Annotated in this window: 19 protein-coding genes; 6 read left to right on the forward strand and 13 right to left on the reverse strand. The window is 70.3% G+C overall.

Annotated features, from left to right (window positions below; genetic code table 11):
• Window positions 1–13 precede the first annotated feature (13 nt).
• From ACO0M4_RS18120 to ACO0M4_RS18130, 3 genes are read left to right on the forward strand one after another with little or no spacing between them, the layout of a single operon-like run.
• On the forward strand, window positions 14–4,393 hold the full coding sequence (locus tag ACO0M4_RS18120) for a HAMP domain-containing protein (protein ID WP_430371654.1): 4,380 nt from the start codon (window positions 14–16) through the stop codon (window positions 4,391–4,393).
• Window positions 4,390–5,100 (forward strand): response regulator, encoded by a 711-nt coding sequence (locus ACO0M4_RS18125; protein ID WP_430371656.1) that lies wholly within the window; start codon window positions 4,390–4,392, stop codon window positions 5,098–5,100. Before ACO0M4_RS18120 ends, ACO0M4_RS18125 begins: the two co-directional genes overlap by 4 nt.
• A gap of 16 nt (window positions 5,101–5,116) precedes the next feature.
• On the forward strand, window positions 5,117–5,311 hold the full coding sequence (locus ACO0M4_RS18130; RefSeq protein WP_430371657.1) for a hypothetical protein: 195 nt from the start codon (window positions 5,117–5,119) through the stop codon (window positions 5,309–5,311).
• Window positions 5,312–5,371: 60 nt separating this feature from the next.
• Here the strand turns inward: ACO0M4_RS18130 and ACO0M4_RS18135 are convergent, their stop codons facing one another.
• The 7 genes from ACO0M4_RS18135 to ACO0M4_RS18165 form a co-directional block, all read right to left on the reverse strand.
• Complete coding sequence (locus tag ACO0M4_RS18135) at window positions 5,372–5,923, reverse strand: SigE family RNA polymerase sigma factor (RefSeq protein WP_430371658.1); 552 nt, start codon at window positions 5,921–5,923, stop codon at window positions 5,372–5,374.
• 159 nt (window positions 5,924–6,082) lie between these two features.
• The gene (locus ACO0M4_RS18140; protein WP_430371659.1) at window positions 6,083–7,249 is read right to left on the reverse strand and encodes a lipid-transfer protein; all 1,167 of its coding nucleotides are present in this window, start codon (window positions 7,247–7,249) and stop codon (window positions 6,083–6,085) included.
• A complete protein-coding gene (locus tag ACO0M4_RS18145; protein WP_430371661.1) occupies window positions 7,246–7,680 on the reverse strand; it encodes a MaoC family dehydratase in 435 nt (144 codons plus the stop codon). Before ACO0M4_RS18145 ends, ACO0M4_RS18140 begins: the two co-directional genes overlap by 4 nt.
• Window positions 7,677–8,762, reverse strand: coding sequence for an acyl-CoA dehydrogenase family protein (locus ACO0M4_RS18150; protein ID WP_430371663.1), 1,086 nt, complete (start codon window positions 8,760–8,762; stop codon window positions 7,677–7,679). The genes ACO0M4_RS18145 and ACO0M4_RS18150 overlap by 4 nt, the downstream gene beginning before the upstream one ends.
• Before the next feature lies 1 nt (window position 8,763).
• Entirely contained in the window at window positions 8,764–9,813 is a 1,050-nt protein-coding gene (locus ACO0M4_RS18155; RefSeq protein WP_430371664.1) for a bifunctional MaoC family dehydratase N-terminal/OB-fold nucleic acid binding domain-containing protein, read from the reverse strand.
• The gene (locus ACO0M4_RS18160; RefSeq protein ID WP_430371665.1) at window positions 9,810–11,078 is read right to left on the reverse strand and encodes an acyl-CoA dehydrogenase family protein; all 1,269 of its coding nucleotides are present in this window, start codon (window positions 11,076–11,078) and stop codon (window positions 9,810–9,812) included. Before ACO0M4_RS18160 ends, ACO0M4_RS18155 begins: the two co-directional genes overlap by 4 nt.
• Window positions 11,079–11,260: 182 nt before the next feature.
• Complete coding sequence (locus tag ACO0M4_RS18165; RefSeq protein ID WP_430371666.1) at window positions 11,261–11,566, reverse strand: hypothetical protein; 306 nt, start codon at window positions 11,564–11,566, stop codon at window positions 11,261–11,263.
• 483 nt (window positions 11,567–12,049) lie between these two features.
• Between ACO0M4_RS18165 and ACO0M4_RS18170 the strand changes: the two genes are divergently transcribed.
• A complete protein-coding gene (locus ACO0M4_RS18170) occupies window positions 12,050–13,090 on the forward strand; it encodes a bifunctional DNA primase/polymerase (RefSeq protein WP_430371667.1) in 1,041 nt (346 codons plus the stop codon).
• Window positions 13,091–13,127: 37 nt separating this feature from the next.
• Here the strand turns inward: ACO0M4_RS18170 and ACO0M4_RS18175 are convergent, their stop codons facing one another.
• Window positions 13,128–13,892, reverse strand: a complete 765-nt coding sequence (locus ACO0M4_RS18175) for a class I SAM-dependent methyltransferase (protein WP_430371668.1) — start codon at window positions 13,890–13,892, stop codon at window positions 13,128–13,130.
• A gap of 36 nt (window positions 13,893–13,928) precedes the next feature.
• Window positions 13,929–14,858 (reverse strand): DMT family transporter, encoded by a 930-nt coding sequence (locus ACO0M4_RS18180; RefSeq protein WP_430371669.1) that lies wholly within the window; start codon window positions 14,856–14,858, stop codon window positions 13,929–13,931.
• Between the two features lie 41 nt (window positions 14,859–14,899).
• Here ACO0M4_RS18180 and ACO0M4_RS18185 point away from each other — a divergent pair, with 41 nt between their 5' ends.
• Both ACO0M4_RS18185 and ACO0M4_RS18190 read left to right on the forward strand, forming a co-directional pair.
• Window positions 14,900–15,427 carry a MarR family winged helix-turn-helix transcriptional regulator gene (locus ACO0M4_RS18185; protein ID WP_430371671.1) on the forward strand — a complete coding sequence of 176 codons (528 nt, stop codon included), beginning with the start codon at window positions 14,900–14,902 and terminating at the stop codon, window positions 15,425–15,427.
• Between the two features lie 84 nt (window positions 15,428–15,511).
• On the forward strand, window positions 15,512–15,886 hold the full coding sequence (locus ACO0M4_RS18190) for a hypothetical protein (protein ID WP_430371673.1): 375 nt from the start codon (window positions 15,512–15,514) through the stop codon (window positions 15,884–15,886).
• A gap of 74 nt (window positions 15,887–15,960) precedes the next feature.
• On the opposite strand, the gene ACO0M4_RS18195 is transcribed toward ACO0M4_RS18190, so the two are convergent.
• The 4 genes from ACO0M4_RS18195 to ACO0M4_RS18210 form a co-directional block, all read right to left on the reverse strand.
• The gene (locus ACO0M4_RS18195; protein WP_430371674.1) at window positions 15,961–16,662 is read right to left on the reverse strand and encodes a hypothetical protein; all 702 of its coding nucleotides are present in this window, start codon (window positions 16,660–16,662) and stop codon (window positions 15,961–15,963) included.
• An 81-nt stretch (window positions 16,663–16,743) separates the two neighbouring features.
• Complete coding sequence (locus ACO0M4_RS18200) at window positions 16,744–17,439, reverse strand: hypothetical protein (RefSeq protein WP_430371676.1); 696 nt, start codon at window positions 17,437–17,439, stop codon at window positions 16,744–16,746.
• A 504-nt stretch (window positions 17,440–17,943) separates the two neighbouring features.
• A complete protein-coding gene (locus ACO0M4_RS18205; protein ID WP_430371678.1) occupies window positions 17,944–18,426 on the reverse strand; it encodes an NUDIX domain-containing protein in 483 nt (160 codons plus the stop codon).
• A 19-nt stretch (window positions 18,427–18,445) separates the two neighbouring features.
• Window positions 18,446–19,660 (reverse strand): helix-turn-helix domain-containing protein, encoded by a 1,215-nt coding sequence (locus ACO0M4_RS18210; RefSeq protein WP_430371679.1) that lies wholly within the window; start codon window positions 19,658–19,660, stop codon window positions 18,446–18,448.
• Between the last annotated feature and the right edge of the window lie 207 nt (window positions 19,661–19,867).

Consider the following 19,867-nt stretch of genomic DNA (forward strand, 5'->3'; position numbering starts at 1 on the left):
GGGATGGTGTGCCATGGCGCCCGACCCGACCCGGCCAGAGTCCGCGGCGTCACCCCCGGACGCCCGCCCCGACGGCCAGTGGGTGCGCACCAGCGAGCTGCGCCCCCTCCTGGCCGCCATGAACGCCCTACGGGACGGCGACTTCACCGCCCGCACCGAGCTCGCCCCGGGCGACCCGCCGGCCGACGGCGTGCTGGCCGGCATGACCGACGTCTTCGCCCAGATCGTCGCCCGCAACGCCCACCTGGCCACCGAACTCCAGCGACTGCGCCGCGAGGTCATCCGCCAGGGCCGACTGGACGAGCGGATCAGCGCCAGCCCCGGCCAGGGCGGCTGGACCACCAACGTCGAGGCCGCCAACGCGGTCCTGGAAGCGGTGGTCACCCCGGTCGCCAAGGCCACCCGGGTGCTGGACTCGGTCGCCGACGGCGACCTGACCCGCCACGTCGACCTGCACGACGGCAGCCGCCAGCTCCGCGGCGACCTGCGCCGCCTGGCCAGCTGCGTCAACCGCGTGGTCGACCAGCTCTCGCTGTTCACCGGCGAGGTCACCCGGGTCGCCCGCGAGGTCGGCACCGAGGGCCGGCTCGGCGGCCGGGCCAAGGTGCAGGGCCTCTCCGGCAACTGGCTGAACGTGACCGAGGCGGTCAACACCATGGCGGCCCGGCTGACCGCGCAGGTCCGGGACATCGCGGTGGTGACCACGGCGGTGGCCGGCGGCGACCTCACTCAGCAGGTGACGGTCGAGGCCACCGGCGAGCTGCTGGAGCTCAAGCTCACCGTCAACACCATGGTCGACCAGCTGCGGGCGTTCGCCGACGAGGTCACCCGGGTCGCCCGCGAGGTCGGCACCGAAGGCCAGCTCGGCGGCCGGGCCCAGGTCCGCGGCGTCTCCGGCGTCTGGAAGGACCTCACCGACAACGTCAACCTCATGGCGTCCAACCTGACCTGGCAGGTCCGCAACATCGCCCAGGTGACCACCGCCGTCGCCAACGGCGACCTCAGCCAGAAGATCACCGTGGACGCCCGCGGCGAGATCCTGGAACTCAAGTCGACCATCAACACCATGGTCGACCAGCTCTCCGCCTTCGCCGACGAGGTCACCCGCGTCGCCCGGGAAGTCGGCACCGAAGGCCAGCTCGGCGGCCGGGCCCAGGTCCGCGGCGTCTCCGGCGTCTGGAAGGACCTCACCGAGAGCGTCAACTTCATGGCGGACAACCTCACCACGCAGGTCCGCAACATCGCCCTGGTCGCCACCGCCGTCGCCGAGGGCGACCTCGGCAAGAAGATCACCGTCGAGGCGAAGGGCGAGATCCTGGAGCTCAAGTCGACGATCAACACCATGGTCGACCAGCTCTCCGCCTTCGCCGACGAGGTCACCCGGGTCGCGCGCGAGGTCGGCACCGAGGGCAACCTCGGCGGTCAGGCGCAGGTCCGGGGCGTCTCCGGGGTCTGGAAGGAGCTCACCGACAACGTCAACTTCATGGCCCTGAACCTCACCTCGCAGGTCCGCAACATCGCCCAGGTGACCACCGCCGTCGCCAACGGCGACCTCACCAAGAAGATCGACGTGGACGCCCGCGGCGAGATCCTGGAGCTCAAGGACACCGTGAACACCATGGTCAAGCAGCTCCGGGCGTTCGCCGACGAGGTCACCCGGGTGGCCCGCGAGGTCGGCACCGAGGGCCGGCTCGGCGGTCGCGCCCAGGTGCACGGCGTCTCCGGCGTCTGGAAGAACCTCACCGACAACGTCAACTCCATGGCGGACAACCTGACCTCCCAGGTCCGCAACATCGCCGAGGTGGCGACGTCGGTGGCCCGCGGCAACCTCTCCAAGAAGATCGACGTCGACGCCCGCGGCGAGATCCTGGAACTCAAGACGACGATCAACACCATGGTCGACACCCTCTCCTCGTTCGCCTCCGAGGTGACCCGGGTGGCCCGCGAGGTCGGCAGCGAGGGCCAACTCGGCGGCCAGGCCCGGGTCGAGGGCGTCTACGGCACCTGGAAGCAGCTCACCACCAGCGTCAACGAGCTCGCCCTCAACCTCACCACGCAGGTCCGGGCGATCGCCGCGGTGACCAGCGCGGTCACCCAGGGCGACATGTCCGGCTCGATCACCGTGGACGCCCAGGGCGAGGTCGCCGCCCTGAAGAACAACATCAACCTCATGGTCGCCAACCTCCGCGAGACCACCCGCGCCAAGGACTGGCTGGAGTCCAACCTGACCCGCATCGCCGGCCTGATGCAGGGCCACCGCGACCTGGTCGAGGTCGCCGACCTGATCCTGCGCGAGCTGACCCCGCTGGTGAACGCCCAGTTCGGCGCGTTCTTCCTGGCCGAGGCGGGCGCCGCACCGGGCGAGGGCCTGGAACTGATCGCCGGCTACGGCACCGGCCGCGCCGAAGGCCGCAGCAGCCTGCCCCGGCTGCGGATGGGCAGACCCGGCTGGGGCCTGATCACCCAGGCCGCGACGGAGAAGAAACGCATCCTCGTCGAGGCCGTCCCCACCGACTACCTCACCATCAGCTCCGGACTCGGCGCCGCGGCCCCCGCCAGCGTCGTCATCCTGCCGATCCTCTTCGAGGACCACGTCCTCGGCGTGATCGAGCTGGCCTCGTTCAGCCGCTTCAGCGATGTCCACCTCGCCTTCATCGACCAGTTCGTGAACACCATCGGCGTCTCCATCAACACCATCATCGCCAACTCCCGTACCGAATCCCTCCTTTCGGAATCCCAGCGCCTGACCGTCGAACTCCGCCAACGCTCCGACGAACTCCAACTCACCAACGCCGAACTGGAGGAAAAGGCCGCACTCCTCGCCACCTCCTCCCAATACAAATCCGAATTCCTGGCCAACATGTCGCACGAGCTGCGCACCCCCCTCAACTCGCTCCTCGTCCTCTCCCGCCTCCTCGCCGACAACTCCGAAGGCCATCTCAGCCCCCAGGAAGTGGAATTCGCCGTCACCATCCACCGCGCCGGATCCGACCTGCTGCAACTCATCAACGACATCCTCGACCTGTCGAAGATCGAGGCCGGCCGGATGGACGTCCACCCCAAGGCCCTGCCGCTGAAGAAACTCCTCGACTACGTACGGGCCACCTTCCGCCCGCTCACCGTCGACCGCGGCCTGAGCTTCGACGTCCGGGTCGGCGACGACGTCCCCGCGGAACTCTTCTCCGACGAACAACGCCTCCAGCAGATCCTCCGCAACCTCCTCTCCAACGCGGTGAAGTTCACCTCCACCGGCGGCGTGGAACTCATCGTGGAACGGGTCCCCGACCACCAGTGCAGCCAGTTCGAGGAGGTGTCCCTCCGCACCGCGGAAGCCGTCCTCGCGATGTCCGTCAAAGACACCGGCATCGGCATCCCCCTGGAGAAACTCGACGGGATCTTCGAGGCGTTCCAGCAGTCCGACGGCACCACCAACCGCAAATACGGCGGCACCGGCCTCGGCCTCTCCATCAGCCGCGACATGGCCGCGCTGCTCGGCGGCCGCATCAAGGCCGAGAGCCAGGTCGACGTCGGCTCCACCTTCACCCTCTACGTCCCCGCCCGTTACACCGGGCCGTCCACGACACCGGCCACCAGCACCACCTCGGGCGCCGGCGGCCGGGCCCCCGTCCTCTTCCCCTCGGAAGCCGACGGGCCCGCCGCCGCGGCCATCGGTCCGCCGACCCCCGCGAACACCGCGTCCGCGGCCCGGCCCACCCACACCGCCCGCCCGGTCCTGGCCGAACAGCTCACCGCCCCACCGGTCACCGCCACTCCCGCCCCGGGCGATATCTTCCCTGGTCAGGATGGTCTTGGCGCCCACGCGGCGATCCGCCCCGGGGAGAGCGGCGACGTGACCTGGCCCGAGGCCACCCGCCTCAAGGACTGGCTCAGCGGCCGGCCCGGACGGGTCCTCGCCAAGCGCCGGATCCTCATCGTCGACGACGACATCCGCAACGTCTTCGCACTCACCCACGTCCTCGGCCGGGTGGGCATCAACGTCAAATACGCCGAGAACGGCCGCGAGGGCCTGGAGGTCCTCGACCAGACCCCGGACGTCTCCCTCGTCCTGATGGACATCATGATGCCGGAGATGGACGGCTACGAAATGATCCGGGCCATCCGCCGCACCCCCCGCTTCGCCGACCTCCCGATCGTCGCCCTGACCGCCAAAGCGATGCCTGGCGACCGGGAGAAGGCCATCGAGAGCGGCGCCGACGACTACATCCCCAAACCGGTCGACGTGGACCGCCTGCTGTCGGTCATCTGCGGACTGCTGGACCCGCCCGCCAAAGCGGTGGCCGACTCCACACCGGCCGACCCAACGCCGGCCGACCCAACGGCTCACCCGCCGAACGACACCCCCGACGACGGAACGGAAGGGCCGCAGCCATGACCCCGCCCCCACCCGACACCGCGCCCATCCTCATCGTCGACGACATGGAGGAGAACCTGGTCGCCCTCGAAGCGGTCCTCAGCTCGCTGACCCCGAAGGTCGTCCGCGCCCGCTCCGGCGAGGAGGCCCTGAAGGCCATGCTCCGCGAGGAGTTCGCGGTCGTCCTCATCGACGTCCTGATGCCCGGCATGAACGGCTTCGAGACGGCGGCCAACATCAAGGGCCTGGACCAGACGAAGGACGTCCCGATCATCCTGCTGACCGGCGCCTCGGTGGACCCCAACTACGCCTACCGCGGCTACACGGTCGGCGCCGCCGACTTCCTCATCAAGCCCTTCGACCCCTGGCTGCTGCGCACCAAGGTCAACGTCTTCCTCGACCTGTACCGCAAGAACCACCAACTCACCTCCCAGGCAGACCAGTTGAAACGTCTGCTGACCGGTAGCGGTGAGGGGCCGACGTCCACCGAACCCCGTCGCCCCGAAGTCGGCGAGGGCGAGCCCCACCGGTCCGGGCCCCCCAAGCCGGAGACCACCGCGACGCCCACGGCCGGCGACGAGGCCCGCCTGTCGGACATCGCCAGCCGCCTCGTCCAGATCGAACTGCTCCTCCGCGACGCCCGGGACGCCGAGTCCGCCGGCCTCGCCGACCGCATCGCCGCCCTGGAGGACTCGGTGGAGCGGCTGATGGCCGGCCGCGAGGTGTAGGGCGCGCCTGACGGGCATGGGGCGCGTCACCCTCGACAACGGCGTCACCGTCTGGGGCAAGACCGGCTCCCTGCCCGGGTGGACCAACGGCCTCTTCGCCACCCGCGATCTGACACGCCGCGTGGCCTACTCCCTCAACCCCACCGGCACCGCCTCCGAACGCCCCTACGTGATGGCCGTCCTCAACTCCGCCTTCAAGAACGCCGGTTGAACGACCCAGGGCCCCGGCCCTGGGGCCCCTTCCGACCCTGATCCACCGGACAGGCCCTAGCTAGGCGGCGATGCGGCTCAGGCCCAGGTCCGCCAGCTCCTGGTCCTCCCGGAGTTTGGCCAGGGCGCGCGAGACCGCGCTCTTGACCGTGCCGATCGAGACCTCCATGACCTCGGCGGTCTGGGCCTCGCTGAGGTCCTCGTAATACCTGAGGACGACCATCGCGCGCTGCCGCGCCGGCAGCCGCATGATCGCCCGCCACATCGCGTCGCGCAGCCCCTGGAGCTCGGCCGGGTCCGGCGCGGGGACCGGGTCCGGCTCGGGCAGCTCGTCGCAGGCGAACTCCTCGACCTTGCGCTTGCGCCACTGGGAGGTGCGGGTGTTGATCAGCGCCCGCCGGACGTAGCCGTCCAGCGCCCGGTGGTCCTCGATGCGCTCCCAGGCCACGTACGTCTTGGTGAGCGCGGTCTGGAGGAGGTCCTCGGCGTCGTTCGGGTTCGAGGACAGGGACCGCGCGGCACGCAGCAGGACCGGCCCCCGGGCCCGTACGTAGGACGCGAACGACGGGAACGTCGCAGGCATCGAGGCGCTTGTGCACACTGACGTGGTCATGTGTTCCACGCTAGAAGCGGGAGCGGGGCGCAGGCGTCGCCCCAAGGTGCCGAAGCGGAGTCCGTCTCAAGTTGTAGGGGTGGGGCCTGCCGGACCTCCTCAGGGGGGAGCGCGCCGGGCGCTCCCCTAGGGGCGGGGCGGTCGCCGACGCCCGCTGGGCTACCCCGCCCGCCCCAGTACCAATCCCGACGTGGGCACGCCGGTGCCCGCGGTGACCAGGACGTGGTCGGGGGTGCCGGCCTGATTGGCGCTGCTGCCGCGGAGCTGGCGCACCCCCTCGGCGATGCCGTTCATACCGTGCAGGTACGCCTCGCCGAGCTGGCCGCCGTGGGTGTTCAGGGGGAGGGCGTCGGCGGCCACGAAGTCGGCGGCCTCACCGCGGCCGCAGAAACCGAACTCCTCCAGCTGCATGAGGACGAAGGGCGTGAAGTGGTCGTAGAGGATGGCGACGTCGATCTCGGCCGGGGTGAGGCCGGCGGTGCGCCACAGCTGGCGGGCGACGACGTTCATCTCGGGGAGGCCGGTGAGGTCGTCGCGGTAGAAGCTGGTCATCTGCTCCTGCGCGCGCCCGGCGCCCTGGGCCGCGGCGGTGATCAGCGCGGGCGGCTGCGGCAGGTCGCGGGCCCGCTCGACGGAGGTCACCACCAGCGCCTGCGCGCCGTCGGTCTCCTGGCAGCAGTCCAGCAGCCGCAGCGGTTCGACGATCCAGCGGGACGCGGCGTGGTCGGCCAGCGTGATCGGCCGGTCGTAGAAGTACGCGGCCGGGTTGCGGGCGGCGTGCCGGCGGTCGGTGACCGCGACGTGGCCGAAGGCGTCCGGGGTCAGACCGTAGGTGTGCAGGTAGCGCTGGGCGGCCATGGCGACCCAGGAGGCCGGGGTGAGCAGGCCGAAGGGGAGGTTCCAGCCGAGTGCGGTGCCCTCGGCGGACGGTTCGCGCTGCTGCACGCCGGCGCCGAAACGACGGCCGGACCGTTCGTTGAACGCGCGGTAGCAGACCACGACGTCGGCGAGCCCGCTGGCGACCGCGAGGGCCGCCTGCTGGACGGTCGCGCAGGCCGCGCCGCCCCCGTAGTGGACGCGGGAGAAGAACGTCAGCTCGCCGATGCCGGCCGCCTGGGCGACGGTGATCTCCGGATTGGTGTCCATGGTGAAGGTGACCAGGCCGTCCACGTCGTCCGGGGTGAGTCCGGCGTCGGCCAGGGCGGTGTGCACGGCCTCGACGGCGAGTGTGAGTTCGCTGCGCCCGGAGTCCTTGGAGAACTCGGTGGCGCCGATGCCGACGACGGCGGCCCGGCCGCCGAGGGAGTCGGGGCGGTGACGGGTCATCGGGCGCCCGCCTCCAGCTGGACCGTGACGGTGCCGGTGACGTGGTTGCCGAGGCCGTTCGCCCCCACGACGTGCACCTGGACCGTCTCCCCGTCGACGGCGGTGACGGTGCCCCGCAACACCATGGTGTCTCCCGGGTAGTTGGGCGCGCCGAGGCGGATCGCGACCTTGCGCAGGACGCACCGCGGGCCGAAGTGGTCGGTGAGGTAGCGGCCGACGAGGCCGTTGGTGGTGAGGATGTTCATGAAGATGTCCGGGGAGCCCTTCTCCCGGGCCGCCTCGGCGTCGTGGTGCACGTCCTGGTAGTCGCGCGAGGCCAGCGCCCCGGAGACGATCAGGGTGCGGGTGACGGGGAGCGTGAGGGGCGGGAGTTCCAGGCCCGGGTGGGGTGCGGTGGCCCGGTCCGCGTCCCGGGCGGCGTCGGTGGTCATGCCTGCGGCTCCTTGGTCAGCAACGCGCCCAGTTCTTCGAGGAGTTCGGCGCCGGCGCCCAGATAGGCGTCGAGCTGCCGGCCCCAGAGGAAGTGCCGGTGCACGGGGTGGTCGAGGTCGGCGCCGATGCCGCCGTGCAGGTGCTGGCCGGTGTGCACCACCCGTTTACCGGCCTCGGCGGCCCACCAGGCGGCGGTCAGCGCATGCGTCACGGCGTCCAGGCCGGCGTCCAGGCGCCAGGCCGCCTCGTAGGCGGTGACCCGGATCGCCTCGGTGTCCATGTACGCCTCGGCGGCCCGCAGTTGGACCCCCTGGTTCGTGGCGAGCGGGCGGCCGAACTGCTCACGGGTGGTGGTGTGCGCCACCGCCCGGGCCAGCGCGCCCGCGCACACGCCCGCCTGGAGCCCGGCGAAGGCGGTCCGGGCGACGGCGAGCACCTCGTCGTGGGCGCCGTGGGGGTGGTGCGCGCCCGGACCGCCGAGCGGCTCGGCCGCGGCTCCCTCCAGCGTCAACCGGCCCGCGGACCAGGGCGCGGTCGTCGCCACCGGCTCGACGCCGACGCCGGACTCGTCGGCCCGGACGAGCCACAGTCGGCGTTCCGCGTCCGGGACCAGCAGCACCGTGGCCTCGCACAGCCAGGGGACGACGGGTACGGTCCCGGTCAGCCGGGCCCGCCCGGAGTCCGCCGGCGGTCCGGCGGCGACCGGCCGCGGCCCGCCGGCCCCCGCCGCCCGCGCGAACGCCCCGGTCGCCACCTCCGTCCCGTCCCGCAGCCCCGGCAGCAGCCGCGCCCGCTGCGCCGCGCTCCCGTGCGCGCCGACGGCCAGCAGCCCGTACGCGCAACTGGCCGCGAACGGCACCTGGGCGGTCGTCCGCCCCTGCTCCTCCGCCATCAGCACCAGGCCCAGCAGCCCGGCCTCCTCCACCGCGCCCGGCAGTCCGGCCGCGCACAGGGCCTTCCACAGGTCGGCGTCGGCGGACGTGCCCAGGGCGGCCAGCCGCTCCGGTGTGGACAGGTCGCCGAAGATCTCCGCCGCCAGGTGGCCCGCGGCCCGTTGCTCGTCCGTAGGCGTGAAGTCCACGTCAGCCCTCGCCTCCCGCGCCCGCCGCCCCGGCCGCCGGCTCCGCCCCGGCCGCCGCGTCCGCGTCCGCCCCGGCCCGGAAGACCGGAAGCACCAACTCCGTATCCACCCGCAGGAATTCCAGCCGCACCGGCATCCCGATCCGCACCCGGTCGTACGGCACCCCCACGACGTTGCTGACCATCCGCACCCCCTCCGCCAGCTCGATCAGCCCGACCGCGTACGGCCCCGCCGCGCCGGCCGGCCCCTCGGGCGCGGTGAAGGCCGGGAAGGGCGGGTGGTGCATCACCACGTACGAATAGACCGTCCCCGCGCCACTCGCCTCGACGGTGTCCCACTCCGCCGCACCGCAGCCGTTGCACCCGGGCAGCCAGGGGAAGCGCAGCGTGCCGCAGCCGCCGCAGCGCTGGATCAGCAGCTTGTGGTCGGCCACCCCGTCCCAGAACCCGGCGTTGTCCCGGTTGATGACCGGCCGGGGCCGCTTCCCCCGGGACGACCCGTCGGGGCCCCGCCCCTTGGAGCCGCGGCGCGCCGCCGGCGCGTACTTGAGGATCCGGAAGCGGTGCGTCCCGGCCGCCTCCCCGTTCGCCCGGATGTCCATCCGCGTGGTGACGAAGTGCCCGGTGCCCAGCTTGGTGGTCTTACACGCCGAGACCGACTCGATCACCGCGTCGAAGGTGATCACGTCCCCGGGGCGCAGCGGTCGCAGGTACTCCTGCTCGCAGTCGGTGGCGACGACCGCGGTGTAGCCCGCGCCGTCGAGCAGGGCGAACAGCTCGTCGTGGGCGCCGCTGCGGCCCTGGTGACCGGAGAGCCCGCCCATCGTCCACGCCTGGAGCATGGTCGGCGGGGCGACGCCGCCCGGCCCCCGGTAGGCGGGGTGGGCATCGCCCATCGCCTCGCACCAGTGCCGGATCATCGCCTCGTTGACCGGGTCCTTCCCCACCCCCCCGGTCGCCGCCGACCGCCCTTCGTACGCCTTCAGCGCCCGCTCGTACGAGGCGTCCGCCCCCGCACCGTCCCGCACCGGGGTCTCCTCGTCCCCACTCACCGCCGCCGCCCCTTCCGCATGCCCAGTCGCATCGTGGCCACGATCTCCCGCTGCACCTCGCCGACCCCGCCCCCGAAGGTGTTGATCTGTGCGGCGCGGTTCATCCGCTCCAACTCGCCGTCCCCGTAGGCGCCCGGCGAGCCGGCCCGGATGAGCGCGGTGTCGCCGACCACCTCCTGGCACATCCGGTAGACCTCGACCGTGCTCTCGGTACCGGCGAACTTGACCCCGCTGGCGTCCCCGGGGCTCAGCGTCCCGGCGCCGACGTCGCCGACCAGCCGCCAGTTGAGCAGCCGGGTGGCGGCCAGCCGGGCGTGCGCCTCGGCGAGCCGGGACCGCACCCAGGCCCGGTCGGCGGGCCGCTCCCCGGTCTGCGGGTCCGGCCTGCCGGCATGGGCCAGCGCGGCCTCGTAGGCGTCCTCGGCCTGCATCCCGATGGCCGCCAACGCGACCCGTTCGTGGTTGAGTTGATTGGTGATCAGCCCCCAGCCGGCGTTCTCCGCCCCGACGAGGTTCCCGTACGGGACGCGCACCCCGTCGTAGTAGGTGGCGGTGGTCATCAGCCCGCCGACCGTCTCGATGGGGGACCAGGAGAAGCCGGGTGCATCGGTCGGCACGAGGATGATCGAGATGCCGCGGTGCCGGGGGGCGTCCGGGTCGGTGCGGCAGGCGAGCCAGATCCAGTCGGCCTGGTGGGCGTTGCTGGTGAAGCTCTTGCTGCCGTGGATCAACCAGTCGGGACCCTCGGGGCCACCGACCGACCCCTTGGGGCCACCGACCGCCCCCTTGGGGCCAGCGCCGGACCCGTCACCACCCGGGGCGCCGACGCCCTCCCCGTCCCCCGCTCCCGCCGCCCGCACCGCTCGCGTCCGTAGCGACGCCAGATCCGTGCCGGCCTCGGGCTCCGTGTAACCGATCGCGAAGACCAGTTCGCCCTTGAGGATGCGCGGCAGGAAGAAGTCCTTCTGGCGCGGCGTCCCGTACTTCATCAGCGTCGGGCCGACGGTGTTCAGCGTGACCATCGAGACCGGGGCGCCCGCGCGGTACGCCTCGTCGAAGAAGACGAACTGCTCGTCGGGCCCGCGCCCCTGCCCTCCGTACGCGGTCGGCCAGCCCAGGCCCAGGAGGCCGTCGGCGCCGATCCGGCGGAGCACCGTGCGCTGGGCCACCGGGTCCGCGACCGGCCCGTCCGGCAGCAGGTCACGGAAGTAGGCGCGGAGTTCGGCGCGCAGTCGCTGTTGGCGCGCGGTGGGGGCGAGGTGCACGTCGGCGGGCCTTCCTTCGGGTGACGGCCGTACGAACGAGCGAGCGGGTTTCTGACTGTCCGTCAGAAACCCGCTCGCTGTCAAGGTCCGCGCGGCGAACCCCAGAGCGGCTCACTGGCCCGCCGCGCGGCGCCTCGTATCACCCGCCGGTCAACCGCCGCACCCGAGTGCGGCGGACCGGCTCACCAGATCTGGTTGAAGTCGACGTTGGCGTTGTCCTGGTCGATCACGGTGAAGCCGTGGCCGTTCACGCTGGCGGTGTTGTTCTGGTTCGACGCGCCGGCGCCGTTGGCCACCTGCTGACCGGTCGTGGAGTTGCCGTGGTTGTCGTGACCGACGCCGGTGCCCATCTGGCTCGTGGCGGCCGAGCTCGACCCGTTGTTCGCAAAGCCGCCGTTGTCGGCCTGCGCCACACCGGCGCAGAGCGCCGCCGCGAAGGGCAGTGCGAGAGCGACAGCGATGACACGGGCGGTACGGGTGCTTGCCATGTCTTCCTCCTACGGAAGGCAAACTTCTAGCTTCTGACCTGATGGATCCGATAAATCCGATAAAGGGGCCCGGCCTGCGGGACCCTCCCCCGGACGGGGTCCCCTTCCTCCTGGTCCCCCGCTCCGGACGACCGGTCCCGGCCGGTCCGTAAAGCGCTAACTCCATGTGTCCACCGGGTAGTTGGCCGACCACCGCGGTACCTGCCTCGACGTCGCGACCTCAGGATTGCCCACCGATCCGCAGCGAACCCGCAGCGAACGACCGATTCCCCCGCAAGCATGAGGAACCCCGGGTAAACCCCGACGCCCCCACTCGCGCCCCCGCGCCACCCCCGCGCGCCGCAGTGATCCACTACGGCCCAGTCGCCCCTTGAGAACCACCCGTCACCCGGCGCCCCAACAGACCCGGCGCATACGTGATCTTCGCCGCACGCCCACCCCATCCCCCTTCCCTTCATCGAACATTCGTACGAAAATAGAGCCATGGCCACGCCCCGACGCCATATCGCACCGCCCACCGCACACCCGGCGGCGGCCACGCTCCCGCCCGCAGCCCCCGCCGACCTCCGGCCCGACCCCCGCCCGGCCCTCCGGACGGCGCCCCACACCTCCCCGACCCCGGCCCCCGCCCTCGCCCCGGCGGACGCCCACCACACCGCCCTCGCCCACGCCCTCCTCGCCGCCGAGCGCGGCTACCCCGTCATCCCGCTGACCCGCGGCAAACTCCCCGCCCTGCGGTCCCCGCACCACGACCACGGCGCGCCCGATACCCGCGATGACCTCGCCGCCCCGCCCTGCCACGGCGCCTGCGGCCGCCTCGGCCACGGCGTCCACGACGCCGCCACCGACCCGCTCGCGATCCGCCGGATGTTCGCCGCCGCCCCGTGGGCCACCGGCTACGGCATCGCCTGCGGCCGGGCCCCACACCACCTCATCGGCCTCGACCTCGACACCAAGCACGGCGCCGACGGCCGCACCGCCCTCCGCCTCATCGCCGAGGCGCACGGCTTCCCGCTCCCCCCGACGGTCACCGTCCTGACCCCCAGCGGCGGCCGCCACCTGTGGTTCACCGGCCCGCCGGCGCCGCCCGTCCCCAACTCCGCCGGCCGGCTCGCCCCGGGCGTCGACGTCCGCGGCGCGGGCGGCTATCTGGTCGGCCCCGGCTCCCTCACCACCCACGGCCGGTACGTCCTCGCGCCGGACGCGCCCCGCCGCCCCGCCCCGGCCCCGCACGCCCTGCTGACGCTCCTACTGCCCCCGCTCGGCACCCCGCCCGGCCGCCCGCACCCGTCCCCGTACGCGGACCCGCACGCCCGCCCCCAGCAGCCCGCCGCCGCCCTCCTCCGCTTCGTCCGCGCCGCCCCCCGGGGCCAGCGCAACACCCGCCTCTTCTGGGCCGCCTGCCGCGCCTACGAATCCGGACTCGGGGCAGAACTCGCCGAACGCCTGGTCGCCGCGGCCCGCCACACCGGCCTCCCGGAGACCGAGGCCCGCGCCACCCTCGCCTCGGCGGCCCACCGCTGAGCGCCCGGGGCGGACGGCCCCGGGACCACCCGCGCCGCTACCCGACCGGCTTCCGCGCCTCGATCAGGAACCGCGTCGTATGCGCCACGAACGCCCCCTCGCGGCGGATCAGCCGGTCCAACTCCCGCAGCTGCTCCCGGTATTGCTCCACGGTGAATCCCGGCACCATCCACACCACTTTCCGCAGGAAATAGACGACGGCCCCGATGTCGAAGAATTCGGTCCGCAGCGTTTCGTGCCGCAGATCGACGACTTCCCAGCCCACCGCTTCCGCCGCCCGCCGCGCGTCCTCGGGATGCCGGGCCCGCCGCACTTCCGCCGGCTGCGGCCCCAGGAAATACTCCACCAACTCGAACACACTGGCCGGACCGACCTGTTGGGAGAGATACCTGCCGCCCGGCCGCAATACCCGGTCGATTTCCTCCCACCACACCGTCACCGGATGCCGGCTGGTCACCAGGTCGAACGCCGCGTCACCGAACGGCAGAGGCGGTTCGTCCGCGTCCGCCACCACCACCGCACCCCGCGGATGCAGCAGCGCGGTCGCCTTGGCGACGTTCGGCGGCCAGGACTCCGTGGCCGCCATGACCGGCGGAAACACCCCCGCGCCGGCGAGCACCTCACCGCCCCCGGTCTGGATGTCCAGCGCCGCCGACGCCCGCGCCAGCCGCTCCCCCATCAACCGCTGATACCCCCACGAAGGCCGCTGCTCGGTGGCCCGCCCGGCCAACCAGGAAAAGTCCCAGCCCGCCACCGACACCTCAGCGGCCTCCGCCACCAGTTCCTCAAAAGAACGCTCCATCCCCCCACCCTCACCGCCCCCCACCCTCCCTGCCAGCTATTTCTCCCCGCCGACCCCCACACGCCCCCGCGCACCATTCCCCCGCGCCGCCTTCCCGCCCTTTTCGGCCTTGCCTCCCGGCCGCCCCAGAAACACCCCACCCAGCACCAGCACCAATCCGCACCATTCCCGCCCACCGAGCGCCTCCCCGGAAAGCGCCGTCCCCAGCAATACCCCCGTCACCGGATTGAGCAGCCCGATCAACCCCACCGTCGCGGCCGGCAGCCGCCGCAACCCGGCGAACCACGCGGCGAACGCCACCGCCGTCGCCACCACCGTCACATAGCCAAACCCCAGCAACGCCCGCCCGTCGAGCACCGGCGGCGCCCCTTCCACCACCACCGCGCACGGCACCAGCAGCAGCCCACCCGCCACCAACTGCCAGGCCGTGGACGCCAGTACGTCCACCCCGGCGCCGTCCCCCGAACTCCACCGCTTGGCCAGCACATAGCCCAGCGACGACATCCCCATGGCCCCCACGGACGCCAGCACCCCGACCGGGTCCACCGCCGCCGACGCCGTCAGCAGCATCAGCCCGACCCCGCCGGCGCCCACCGCCGCCCCGGCCAGATGCGCCACCCGCGGCCGCTCACCCACCAGCCCCCACGCGATCAACGCCATGACCAGCGGCGACAACGCCATCACCACCGAGGCCAGACTCGTCGGCAACCGCTGCGCCGCCACGTAGACCAGCGCGAAGAACCCGCCCATGTTGAGCACGCCGAGCACCACCGACCGCCACCACCACGCGCCCCGCGGCAGCCGCCGACCCACCGCCAGCAGCAGCGCACCGGCGGGCAGCGCCCGGATCGCCGCCCCGTACAGGGGATGGCCGTCCGGCAGGAACTCATGCGTCACGAAGTAGTTGGTGCCCCACGCCACCGGCGCGACGGCCGTCAGCAATCCCCACCGCAAAATACCTTCCATGGAAGCTAAACTACCTTCCAAGGAAGCCATAGGCTCCCCCCATGCCCGAAATCCCGCCACCCCCACCCCCCGACCACATCTCCCGCATCCAGGCCGAATGGGCCCGCGAACGCCCCGACCTCGACGTCAGCCCGCAGGGCGTCATCGGTCGCCTGCACCGCCTCGGCGCCCTCCTCACCGACCGCCTCTACCTCGTCTACCGCCGATACGGCCTGAGCGAGGGCGAGTTCGACGTCCTGGCCGCCCTACGCCGCGCCGGCGAGCCCTACGAGCGGGCACCCGGCGAACTGGCCGCGCACACGATGGTCACCACCGGCGCGATGACCAAGCGGATCGACCGACTCGAACACGACGGCCTGGTCACCCGCCGCCGCTCGGCCACCGACGGCCGCGGCCGCGTGGTCGCCCTGACCGAAGCCGGCCGCGACCTGTTCGACCGGGCCTTCACCGACCACATGCACAACGAGCGCACCCTCCTCGACGACCTGAACCCCGAAGAGGCCGCCCAACTGGAAGCCCTCCTCACCACCTGGCTGGCCCGCGTCGAACCCCCACGAGCAACGCCCTGACACCCACCCGCCAACCGGGTGAAACCCCCCACAGCGCCCGCGCCGTCCCCACGGAATCGAACGGATGAGCGGTATCCTTCCGTTGTGGCTGACAAGCAGAAGACCTACGACTTCCCCCAGGACCTGCGGGAAGCACAGCTGGAGCTGCACCAGGTCCGGTCCGCCCTCGCGGACCTCTACCAACACCTGCCGTGGTCGATCGAACCGCTCCCCGGCTGGACGCACACCAAGGAAAACGGCCACTTCCACGAGACCGAACGCCCCGATTCCCCGGGCTGGACCGACGAGGAACAGGCCCAGGTCTCCGAGCTGCGCACCCGCCAACTCACCCTCGCCGAACGCGTCGTCACCCACCCCTTCTGGGCCACCTGCGACGACACCCCCGCCGCCCGCTCCGCCCTCAAACACCTCCACGCCCAGGAGGAAGAGTCCGAAGAGCGCCAGGCCCTCGGCGAATAACCCCACCGGACCGCCCACCCACTCTTAAGCGAGAGCCGGTCCGCACGAACCAGCGGCATCCCTTTCGGCTTAAGCTAGAAATGGACGAAGTTGGTGAGGTCATCCCCCTTCTCGATGCTGCGCGCCCACGCCGCCCCTTCAGGCCAACTCCAGGTTCCCTCCTTTTCGTTGAAACGCACTTTCATTTCCTCCCCTTCCCAATCGGCAATAGCCGCATCAATGACCACGCCGGGCGACAGTGCATTTTCAACGACAACCCCCTTCTTAATTTCAGATTCTTCGGCGCTTGATTGAGCGATAAAAAGAATCACTTTCTCAACGGGTTTGAATGTAGTCATCGCCTCATTTGCGAGGGGGTTCTCGCAGTAGGGGATTGTCTCCATAGGGGTGCCGGCCACCGAGACTTCTCCGGCCATACCAGCCCGGAGCCCCTTCCCTGCTTTATTGACTACGGCGATATGCGTAGGATCGTCGTACGCCAATTCCTGCCCAGACCCCTTTACCGAATCAACTACAAACTGCTCCCCGCACTGCAGTTCACGCGGGCTATACGAAGTGAGAGGCTCCTTGCCTTGGCGAGCCTTGGCGACATAAACCCAGCTTCGGGTATCCCACTTGATCGAGGTCCTGGTTACATACTCAGCATGAAACCAGACGAGTGGCTTACTCTGCGGATGATTATCGCCTGCCGCCTTGAATCCATAGAGCTTTGGTAATTTAGCGCCCGAGCCATCATTACTAGCGTCAACAAACAAGGTCACTTCATATTCAGCCATGGTCGACACCACTCCTTCAGATCTACCCAGCCCCGGCGCCACTGCCACGCCAAGAGCCAGCGTGGCGCCGGGGATACGCGACTAAGCCGAGTGCAGCAGCATTCTGTGCTGCTGCGCCGAGACCAAGTGTTGGGTGATCGGATCATCCTGCGTGATCTTCTTCGCCCACTTCGCCTTTTCGTCCCACTTCCACGAGTTTTGCGTACTGAAGCTGACGGTCCTCTTTTCGGCGCCGGTCAGGTCGATCAGTACGCCAGCCGAGAAGGCTTTCGTAATGACAGCACCCTCGTCGATTTCCTTCGTTGCGAAAATGAGCAACACCCTCTCGACGGGCATGAAGGCGTTTGTCCCATCCGCGATCATCGTCGATGTGCAGAGTGGGCGAAACTCGTCTCTCACCGAAGGCTTCTGGGCGATCCCCACTCTGAACTTCGTCGAGAGAACCCTGTTGGTCACAGTGATGGGTTGCTTGGGATCCGGATCCCCGATTACGCTGCCCAGACACTTTTTGTCTTCGACCTTGAAGGTCTCCCCCAATTCAATATCCTCCGGGTGGTACGTGCTGATCGGGCCCGATTGGGCGAAGGGGGACGCATACGCCTGATACTCCGTATGCCAAGTGATGTCGGTGTTGGTGCTGTAGGAGTTGTCCGCGAACCACACGACAGGCTCGGCATCGCCTGACGTCTTCACTGCCTTGAACCCGTAAAGGGTGTACTTGTCCATCTCCTTGATGGAATCCGAGTCGATCGTGACACGCACGGTGTAGTCGGGCACAGTGGATCCCTTCGGTCAGGCCGCACATCGGCCGCTCGTCCCAACTAGATCCCGCTGGAAGGCAAGGCACACCTCGGCGACGGTCAAACGGGTGGGGAATTCCGAACCCCCGGATCAGTCAGCAAACCGCTTCGGGTGATCGGCCATCCTTACTTCTACGGCAGCCCAACCGGACGTTCGCGGCCTCTAATCCGGAGGACGGCCTTATGCCTTACGCGCGTAACGACGCAGAGCCAGTCGGTCGAGGGAAGCAGACCGCATGCGGGAAGATCAGCGAGGAACGGAGAAGGCCCCCGACCGGGATTTCCCTGGTCAGGGGCCTTCTTCCTGCGGAGGCTGTGGGATTTGAACCCACGGTGACGTTGCCGCCACGACAGTTTTCAAGACAATGCCCGCGGACAAAGCGCCAGGCACCTGGCCTGCACAGCAACGGCTAGTCGGTGGCATTTTGCCTTGCCGCGTCCACGCCTCGTCCACAGGGCGTTCCCCCGGTGGTCTGACTGGTCATGCCGCGCGCTGAGCCTCACGCCCGTGCTCCAGGTAGGCCACATTTCCTGTGGTCCTGGCTTGGACGGCAGCCTCGATCCGCCGCGCGAGCCGAGGAATCGTGAGGTCTGCCAGGGCGGAAGCAGGGTGGAAGTCGTACGAGCCGATCTCTGATGACTGCAGTTCGATCCGTCCCCGCAGCTCTGGGGCCAGGACTCCGCCATCGAAGATGTAGAGGACCTTGTCGCCCTCCGTCGGGCTGGGAGCCCAGTCCACCGCGAGGAGTCGCCCGATCTCCGGCTCGATGCCCAGTTCCTCGCGCACCTCCCGGATGCACGCCTGGCGCGGAGACTCGCCGGTCTCGACATAGCCTCCCGGGATCTCCCGGTAGTCCTTGTACGTCGGCTCAAGCATCATGACCCGCCCCTGGTCGTCAAAGAACAGCGCGCCCGAGGCCATTCTCGGGCGCGCCATCTTCGCCTCGTGCTCGTTGTCGCTCATGCGAACGAGCCTAACCAGCTCACACCACCCGCAGCCTCTCCGCCAGGTCAGCAACCGGCTGGCTCGGGCGTCCTCGGGTGCCGCGGACCCAGCCGAGGACGAGATCTCGGCTCATGTAGTGGTGCCTGACCTGTTCGGGCGCGAGCTGCTCGGCTTCCAGCACTGCGGCGAGTGCCTCGTCGGTACGGTTCCACGCGCTGAGGGCCCGTGCGACCTCCAGGATGTGCCGCACGCGCCGCTCCACCGGAAGGCCGCTGGTGTCCACCTCGGGCCCGAGCTCTGCCGCGATCTGCATGTCACCCAGCTCGCCGGCCGTGGCTACCCGGTGGATCGCCACGTTCGTCGGGCCAAAGGCCGTCCACATGTGGTTGGCATCGGTGCCGAGCCGAGTGGCTGCACTCCCGGCTTCCCGGAGGAATTCCTGGGTGGTCGCTCGATCCTCCGCTCGGGCCGCTGCCATGGCCCCGGTCAGGAACAGCGTCCCGTACACGGACAGGTACGCCGGCGTCGGCTCGCCCAGTCCCGGTTCGAGGAATCCGGCCGCGTCCCTCACGAGCTGCGCGGCCGTCTCGAAGCGCCCTGTGGAGAGCAGACAGTGCGTCACGGATCGGAACAACGACCCAATGATCACGTTGTTGCCACTCAGCTGCGCTGCACCAAGCCCCCGGTCTGCCGCCATCCATGCCAATTCGTTCTCGCCGAGCTTGCCCAGCACCATGGCGGCGCCCTGGTAGGTCATGGCCAGCAAGCCGTTAGCTTCGTCGCGTTCGTCCCCAGTGCAGGTGCGAGCCGCGAGCAAGGCGTCGGCCAGGAGCGGTGGGAGCTGGCGGGCTGCGAATCCGTAACGCGAGTCCTGGTAGGCGTCCCAGACTTCGCCAACATCCGACCGCAGCGCCGTCAGCGTCGGAGGTTCGCCGTCGGCCGGCCTCCCGATGAGCGGGGTGAGGAGCCGGTAGTCCATGAGCGCTTCGCGAAGGGCAGGCACGGTTCGCTGGCCGCTGTCCTTGGACCACTCCAGTAGGGTCGGCTCGCCGATCAGGTCTCCGATGGACACGTCCAGCGCGTGAGCGAGCGCCCGGATCACCGAGAGGCGATCGAGTTCGATGCGGTTGTTCTCTGCTTTCCCGAGCCAGTCAGCCGTGCGGCCGACGAGACCAGCCAGTACGTCCTGAGACAGACCACGGCGATGGCGGTACCAGGCAACACGCTCGCCGGTCGTTAGGTGCTGCGTCATTCCTCGCATGGCTTCAGCCTCAGCTCAGTTCGGAAAGGGACCCCGGAAGGATTTTCCGGGGTCTCCCGGGACCAGCGCCATAGCGTCGAAGGCGTACAGAGTGAGACACGCTGAGACGGCAACAAGGGGGAAGAGTCGTGGGTTTGACGGCACGCGAATGGCAAGAGGTAAAGACCGCGATCAGTGAGCTCTCTGCCGAGGTAGATA

This window comes from Streptomyces sp. RGM 3693, assembly GCF_050471125.1.
Taxonomy (GTDB): domain Bacteria; phylum Actinomycetota; class Actinomycetes; order Streptomycetales; family Streptomycetaceae; genus Streptomyces.